Annotated in this window: 6 protein-coding genes and 2 pseudogenes; 3 read left to right on the forward strand and 5 right to left on the reverse strand. The window is 49.9% G+C overall.

Annotated features, from left to right (window positions below; genetic code table 11):
• The first annotated feature begins 315 nt into the window (after window positions 1-315).
• Window positions 316-1,317, forward strand: coding sequence for an isocitrate/isopropylmalate dehydrogenase family protein (locus SSCH_RS03585; RefSeq protein ID WP_044664280.1), 1,002 nt, complete (start codon window positions 316-318; stop codon window positions 1,315-1,317).
• A gap of 295 nt (window positions 1,318-1,612) precedes the next feature.
• Here SSCH_RS03585 and cbiQ read toward each other — a convergent pair whose 3' ends face one another.
• Genes cbiQ through cbiM form a run of 3 tightly spaced genes read right to left on the reverse strand, consistent with a single transcriptional unit; the run spans window position 1,613 to window position 3,404 of the window.
• Window positions 1,613-2,332 carry a cobalt ECF transporter T component CbiQ gene (cbiQ, locus tag SSCH_RS16190; RefSeq protein WP_052835262.1) on the reverse strand — a complete coding sequence of 240 codons (720 nt, stop codon included), beginning with the start codon at window positions 2,330-2,332 and terminating at the stop codon, window positions 1,613-1,615.
• A complete protein-coding gene (locus tag SSCH_RS03600; RefSeq protein ID WP_044664283.1) occupies window positions 2,329-2,781 on the reverse strand; it encodes a hypothetical protein in 453 nt (150 codons plus the stop codon). Before SSCH_RS03600 ends, cbiQ begins: the two co-directional genes overlap by 4 nt.
• Window positions 2,778-3,404, reverse strand: a complete 627-nt coding sequence (gene cbiM / locus SSCH_RS03605; RefSeq protein WP_044664284.1) for a cobalt transporter CbiM — start codon at window positions 3,402-3,404, stop codon at window positions 2,778-2,780. Before cbiM ends, SSCH_RS03600 begins: the two co-directional genes overlap by 4 nt.
• Window positions 3,405-3,495: 91 nt before the next feature.
• Between cbiM and SSCH_RS18810 the strand changes: the two genes are divergently transcribed.
• Window positions 3,496-3,660: a hypothetical protein gene (locus SSCH_RS18810; protein ID WP_198142138.1), complete on the forward strand. Its 165-nt coding sequence runs from the start codon at window positions 3,496-3,498 to the stop codon at window positions 3,658-3,660.
• Here the strand turns inward: SSCH_RS18810 and SSCH_RS03610 are convergent.
• Window positions 3,639-4,880 carry a type II secretion system F family protein gene (locus SSCH_RS03610; RefSeq protein WP_044664285.1) on the reverse strand — a complete coding sequence of 414 codons (1,242 nt, stop codon included), beginning with the start codon at window positions 4,878-4,880 and terminating at the stop codon, window positions 3,639-3,641. The two genes, SSCH_RS18810 and SSCH_RS03610, sit on opposite strands and share 22 nt — an antisense overlap.
• 14 nt (window positions 4,881-4,894) lie before the next feature.
• A pseudogene (locus tag SSCH_RS21375) lies at window positions 4,895-6,544 on the reverse strand (GspE/PulE family protein).
• Window positions 6,545-6,765: 221 nt separating this feature from the next.
• Between SSCH_RS21375 and SSCH_RS03620 the strand changes: the two are divergent.
• Window positions 6,766-7,307 (forward strand): annotated as a pseudogene (locus SSCH_RS03620) (hypothetical protein); the annotation flags it as partial.

Consider the following 7,307-nt stretch of genomic DNA (forward strand, 5'->3'; position numbering starts at 1 on the left):
CACTGCCTACACCCCGTATATTGTGAATATTTACGATGTCAGGGTAAGAATCTTTGCGTGAGCTCCGTGAATAATGACTACGGAGAGCCGTATGCGTTAATAGCGCACGTACGGTTCGATGAGGGGTGAGGGGATACGAACGTGCTAGGCCAGTAGCGCACGGCCGGGATACTAAGGCACTGCCAGACGAAAGGGGCAGTATAACGGACTGTCCTGACCTAAACGCTACCAGGCGGCATGAGACCCCGCCTACTCTACTTTCGGTTATACGAAAGTAAATTACTCAAGCCTGACCCCACGAAAGGAGTGTTGTAGTTGAAGAAGTATAAAATTACCTTGATTCCCGGCGATGGCACGGGTCCGGATGTTATCAGAGCCGCACGCATTGTCCTGGATGCAGCAAATGTTGGGATAGAGTGGGATGTCGTGGACGCGGGGGAGGGTGTCATCGAAGAGTACGGCACACCCTTGCCAGATCATGTCTTAGATTCTATCAGACGCAACAAGATCGCCTTGAAGGGACCCTTGACAACACCAATTGGGACAGGTTTCCGCAGTGTCAATGTTGCCCTGCGTAAAAAGCTCGACCTTTTTGCCAATGTCAGACCAGCCAGGAGTCTTCCCGCTGTAAAGACACGCTACGAAGATGTGGATATTATTGTGGTGCGTGAAAATACAGAAGACCTCTATGCGGGGATCGAGCATATGGTGGGAAAAGATGCGGCAGAGAGCATCAAAATCATCACACGTGCCGGATCAGAGCGCATTGTGCGTTTCGCTTTTGAGTATGCACGGCGTGAGGGACGCAAAAAGGTCACTGCAGTGCACAAAGCCAACATCATGAAGTGCACAGATGGCCTGTTCCTGGATGTAGCACGACAGATAGCCAAGGAATATACGGATATTGAATTTGAAGACCGCATCGTCGACGCCTGCTCCATGAAAATTGTCCAAAGGCCTGAAGAGCTTGATGTTTTGGTCATGCCTAACCTCTACGGAGATATCCTTTCCGATATTTGCGCGGGGCTGATCGGTGGACTGGGTGTGGCTCCCGGAGCCAATATCGGTACAGATTACGCCGTCTTTGAACCCGTTCACGGCAGTGCTCCCAAATATACCGGGATGGATAAGGTGAATCCCCTGGCAACCATCCTCTCCGGTGTGATGATGCTCAAGCACCTGGGTGAGAAGGATGCCGCTGACCGAGTGATGAAGGCCATAGATGAGGTCCTCACAGAAGGGAAATACCTCACCTACGACCTGGGCGGCAGTGCCAAATCATCAGAGATGGGAAAAGCCATCGCCGAGAAATTGTAGTGACCGCTGTTTAGAGGCCACGAAAACTGCCCTGTATTGGTGAATGCACTCTAAACAGTAGCAAAGAACTTTTCACGGCTAAGAAAACAAGTAGGGAAGCACGAGTAATATCTCTTTGCATCCCTACTTTTTTTATACGGTTTCAGAAAATGGATCAAGAGAACCATCCCTCCGATCCATTTAAATCACAAGAAGCGTTCCCGTGGCAGGTTTTTGTGACCAGCCAAGGTGACCGTCCCCGTGGCGGGTCCCGTGGCGGGTCAGGGAATTAAAAGGATGGCAATTCCAACAGAAACTAATAAGAGGCTTTGGCCAGGTCTGATGGGTGGATGTTGAATTGGTGCAGAACTTTTGTTTTCCCATCATAGCCGCGGGAGAGCATTGCTCGGATCACTCGTTCTGCTCGTTCATGAGCGCGGATAAAGATCATGCCAATGAACATACCCATAGTGCGCAGGAAAGAGAGGCTCAACTTGTTCTGGAAGCACCTGGCGGCCTGGGCTCTCTGCATCCTGCGTATTTCGTCCATTAAAACGAAAATATACCTGTAAGTAAAGGCGAAAACCTGCAGGAGATTGGATGGCACCTTGATGCTCTCCATGGCGTTGATTGCCTCGTCGAAGCGCATGGTTCCCAACATCGGGAAAATGAGCAGAACCATAGCCAGCGGGCGCAGGAAAAGGAGGGCGGCTTTCTTGCACCCTCCTTCTGTCACCGTCAAAAATGCCACCTTTGCCAGGACAGGCCCCTCCTGGTAGGAGAAGAGGATGATCACACAAAGGGGCAGCAGAAAATAGATGACATATTTTACCTGACCAAGGACAAACCCCAGCGGGATACGAGAAATAATTACCAGAACACCTGTTGCAACCAGAGCTGCCAAAGCAGAACTCGGTTTTCCGGTGGCAGCAATTGTACACAGAAAGATAATGCAGGAGATGATCTTCACCCGCGGGTCCCAGTTGTGGACAGGGGAATTTAATTCCGCATAGCGTTCAAGTTCTGGGCTTCTCATTCTTTCTTCTCGGCGCTTTTCGCTTTCAGACCCAGGTAGCCCATGGTGATTCCGGCAAAGCCGAGGAGGTAGCCGATCCCGGAAACCACCTTATAATAGAGGGGTATCTCACCGGCGCTCTTCAGGTCACCGTTAAAATAAACACTTTCCCCGATATGCCCTGAATGCTCTGTTTTTATTGTCCACTCCACCCCCTGTTCTTGAGGCTGGAACAGGAAGACACCGTTCTCATCTGTCTTGCCTTCCTGGCAGAGGGTTCCATCTGCTCTGTAAACCTTGACCTCAGCATTGGGAGCGGATACCCCACCCCCGAAGGTAACTTTAAGCTCCATATCTCTTGCCTTGATCGCCAGGGGTACGGCATGGGCATCCAAGCGCGGCACAGCAACAAAACATGCCAGCCCCCAGATGAGGCAGCAGATTACTGCCAGAACAGCAGGTCTTTTCATGAATAAAACTCCTTTCCTAGACTGATCTCCAATAGCTCAGGCTTGACTTTCCCTACATACTCAGCGAAGAAAAAGCAGACAACAGCTTCAATAACCATGATGGGGAGATGGGAAATAACAGCAAGAGGCACCACATTTTGAAATCCTTTCCCAGCCATCAGCAGGCACAAAGAAAAAAGCAGTGTCCCTAAAGCGATAGCTATCCCACCGGCCAGGGCGGCAAAGATCCCCAGTTTATGCTTGATGTGTGTTTTTTGACCCGCCCGGAAGATCCCCCAGGCGGCCAGTGCGGGTACTCCCATAATTACAGCATTGATTCCGATGGTTGTGAAACCTCCGAACTGAAAAAGAACCGCCTGCAGGGTAAGGGCAACAACAATTGCAGGGAAAGAGAGGATCCCCAGAGTGATTCCTGCCAGGCCGTTGAGGATGAAATGAGCGCTGACTGGGCCGATAGGAACGTGGAGCAAAGAGGCGACGAAAACCGCTGCTGTGACCAGGGAAATATAGGGGATATCCTCTGCATTGGTTTTCTTGCTAAGGGTCCACAGGGCAAGTGTTCCTGAAAAGACATTGCCTGAAATCCAGAGGTAAGCTGGCAGTACACCATCTGCAATATGCATCTTCACTCTCCTTTCTGATTTTGAGCAGCTATTTTATCTAAATGTCATTCAAAAATAGCGCCAGGCACCGGTTCCACTTGCATTCAAAACGGTGTCAGGCAAATCTTATGGCAACAGCAATACTGCCCTTAAAGACCATCTCAACCCGGCATATTATGAAAAAAGCGGCAACAGTATCATCCTCAATGACTGCCCAGCCCAGCAGATCCGGCATTTGTTAAAAGCACGACATTATCACGCCGCCAGTCTTCCATAACTGGAAATAATGGCACTGACCATTGTGGAGGCAACAAATCCTACAAGTGCCCCGAGAAACAGTATCAACGCCGGTTCCACAAAAGCAACCAGGCGGTTCAATTGGGTTTCCAGGAGATCCCGAAACATATCCGCGATCATAGACAGAGAGGAATCGATGCTTCCAGTCTCTTCACCTACCCGAACGGAAGTGCCTACTACCGGGGGGAAGACATTGGTGGCTTTCAAGAGGGGGGCGGAGAGGTCATCTCCTCTCAGTACACGCTCCGCCATTTCCTGAATCACCCTTTTGGCCGCGTGGTTGCCGGTGCTTTCGTCTATTATTCTTAGTGCATCTAAGATAGGCACTCCGCTTTCCAACAGCACAGAGAGCACCCGGGTAAAATGGTAAACAAGTGCATATTGGAATACAGTCCCAAAAAGAGGCAGGTGCAGCTTAAAGAGGTCGATATAATACCTTGTTGTGGGCAGTAAATAGCAGATAACTATGATGCCTGCAGCAATTCCTATCCCCAGCAGTATTTTGGGAGCATAGATGGGGAAGCCTTCTGCAAGTGCAATCATCAGCTCTACATTCCAGCTCAATTTACCCCCCATAGATGTAATAAAGGGCATCATTCTGGGAAAAACATACCAGATCAGGAATACTGCGGCTGCCGGCACTGCCAGCAGTACGATTGTCGGATAGATGAGGCTGGTGATCACCCTCCTGGAGATATGGATCCTTTCTTCCATCAGGCTGATCACAGAATCCAGGGATTCTTCCAAAAGGCCGGTTGCCTCACCCACTTGAATCATGCTTGTTATGTATTTGGGAAAGGTTCTGGGAAATATGGACATCGCCTCACTCAACACCCTGCCGGCCTCCACCTCCCTCTGTAAAACGGACAGGATATGTTTCAGCTTGCGCTTTTTCGTCTGCTCTGCCAACAGGGAGAGGGTAACCACCAGGGTGATGCCGCTGCGCAGCATGGCGGCCATCTGCTTGAAAATAATCACGATATCGTTTTGCTTGACCACACCCAACCGCATCAAGATATCCCCTTCAGGGGCGCCGGAGGCTGTAGAATGCTCATCAGCCGGCTCCTGTTCATGCAGTTTGGTGATCACGAGGTCTCTGCTCCTCAGCACAGTGGCAGCTTCAGTTATTGTTGTCACTGTGAGGCTTCCTTGCACAGGTTTGCCCCGCAGGTCGAGGGCTTCATAATTAAATCTGGGCATCTTATTGCTTTCACCTACAATTCTCTGGTAACTTTGAGAACCTCTGCTGGTGTGGAGATTCCTCGCAGCATCTTTTGTAAAGCGTCCTCTCGCAGTGTTCTCATGGCAAGTGTGCCGCGGGCATACTCCCTGATAGCTGCGGCATTTGCTCCATCCGAGATCATTCTTCTCAGCTGACGATCCATGGACAGCAGTTCAAAGACACCTGTTCTCCCCCGGTAGCCTGTACCATGGCATAGAACACACCCGCTGCTTTGAAAAATATCATGTTCTTCACCCTCATCCAGGCCGAGGGCGGCCAGTTCCTCCTGGGAAGGGGTATACTTCTGCCTGCAGTCGGGACAGACGATTCTGATCAACCGCTGGGCAAGCACTCCCCGCAGGGCCGAAGCCACCAGGTAGCGCTCACACCCCATGTCCACCAAACGCTCAACTGCACTGGGGGCATCATTGGTGTGCAGGCTGGAAAGGACCAGGTGCCCGCTGAGGGCGGCCTGCAGGGTGAGGCGGGCGGTTTCCCCATCGCGGATCTCTCCCACCATGATGATATCGGGATCCTGCCGCAGTATTGCTTTTAAGGCTACACAGTAGGCGTATTTTTTGGCGGCGGTGTGATCGATCTGGGTTTGGGTTATCCCTTCCATCTGTATCTCTGATGGGTCCTCAACAGTTGTGATGTTAACGCAGTCTGAACGCAAGTGCCTTAAAGCAGCGTACAGTGTAAATGTTTTTCCGCTCCCACTGGGTCCTGTCACCAGGATCGAATCCGTGGGGCGAATGCAGGGTTTTCAGAAAGCCTCACTGGTATTGGGTTCCATTCCCAGATCCTTTATGGTAAAGATATCTTCACGGGAGGGAAGCAGCCGCAGGACAACCTTCTCCCCGCGGGAGCAGGGGAGGCTGGAGACACGGATATTGGTGGCATAGCCGTTGTTATTGAATCAGGGAATCCGGTACCATCCTGGGGCTTGCGGTTTTCAGCGTATGTTCATATTACCCAGTACCTTAAGCCGCGATATGATCGATGGTGCAGATGCCGGGGGAAGTTTTTCCACAGTTTTGAGCATTCCGTCAATGCGCAGGCGCACCCGCAGATGGTCGCGGTCAGGTTCCAGGTGCACATCTGAGGCCCGCATATTGATTGCTTTAGCCAGCAAGCCGTCCAGCAGATTGACCGCATAATCCGGGGACAGCAACTGGGCATCTTCCACTGTAAAGTCACCATCATGTGGGGGTTCATCATAGATGGCCTGCAGGACGCTGGAAAGATCCGAGGGTTTCATCATCACCAGGTGGACCCTTTTTCCGGAAACCCTTCTCAGGTTTTCAACCACCATCCCGCTCACCTGATCAGTACAGGCCACGAAGAGATTGCCCTCTTTTAAGGATACAGGAGCGATATTGTACTTGTAGGCAAGTTGTTTTGGAATAAGTGCTAACAGCTCTTCTGTGATCTCTATATCACTGGCCGGGAAGACATCCATTTGGAAATATTCCGCCAGGAGTGAGGTGAATCTGCACTCATCAAGTATTCCCTGCTCCATCAATGTTTCCCCAAGCTTTTTTCCGGAAACCTGCTGGGCCTTGACAGCTGCTGTCAGTTCCTCTCGTTGTATCACTTCTTTTTCCAGGAGAAAGTCTCCAAATTTTTTGCGCTTCAACATGATCCCTCCTTTTAAGAAGTACGTAGTTATTCGGAAACTCACAAGAGAGTCTCCACACTGCTTTGCAGTTTGGAGATTTTTGTTTCACCTCCAAAATATCTGGACAACTTCATATAGCGATAACAAGAGATATCGAAAGAAAGAAGGCGTAAAGCAGGATAATTAAAATAAATATGACCAAATATTGCACTTGACATTTGCCGAACCGCCCCAAAATCGAAATGGAGGCATTAATTGCCATACATCCCATTTCGATACAGGAGATGGTTTCTTTGCTCGGTTACTGGCGTCCTCACAGTGAATTCCAGACGTGGTTGGAACAAAAACTTTTATCTCTTCTGCCTGTGTTTGAATCCCAAATACTTTTTTATGAGGATATTCTAGAAAAAATCTATATCCTTAACCTGGATAAGCTTCTCCCTTTGGTCTTGGACCGCTATTCTCACACAGGAAGGCCAGCCAAGTGCCAACCGGAAATATTTCGCGCTTTAGTGATTATGGTCCATTTAAAAGAACCAATTACCTCTTTTGTCAAACGCTTAAAGGCTGAACCCGTCTTAGCTGTTGCTTGTGGTTTTGAGCCGGGTTCGGTACCCGGTGTTGGCACTTTTTATGATTATCTAAACAGGTTTTGGTTAGGGCATGAGCCAGTTAGGGTCCTGCGTGAACCAGAGAAACGTAATAAGAAACCGGATAAGGGTGAAAAGCTCCCTGATAAAATCCCAGGCCTTGTTACTGAATTGGTGAATAAGGTACTTAATGA

Source organism: Syntrophaceticus schinkii (assembly GCF_000946815.1).
GTDB classification, from domain to species: Bacteria; Bacillota; DSM-12270; order Thermacetogeniales; family Thermacetogeniaceae; genus Syntrophaceticus; species Syntrophaceticus schinkii.

Coding starts and splice junctions, on each gene's coding strand:
- cbiQ (WP_052835262.1), bottom strand. CDS start 2,332: ATGAGAAGCCCAGAACTTGAACGCTATGCGGAATTAAATTCCCCTGTC.
- SSCH_RS03600 (WP_044664283.1), bottom strand. CDS start 2,781: ATGAAAAGACCTGCTGTTCTGGCAGTAATCTGCTGCCTCATCTGGGGG.
- cbiM (WP_044664284.1), bottom strand. CDS start 3,404: ATGCATATTGCAGATGGTGTACTGCCAGCTTACCTCTGGATTTCAGGC.
- SSCH_RS03610 (WP_044664285.1), bottom strand. CDS start 4,880: ATGCCCAGATTTAATTATGAAGCCCTCGACCTGCGGGGCAAACCTGTG.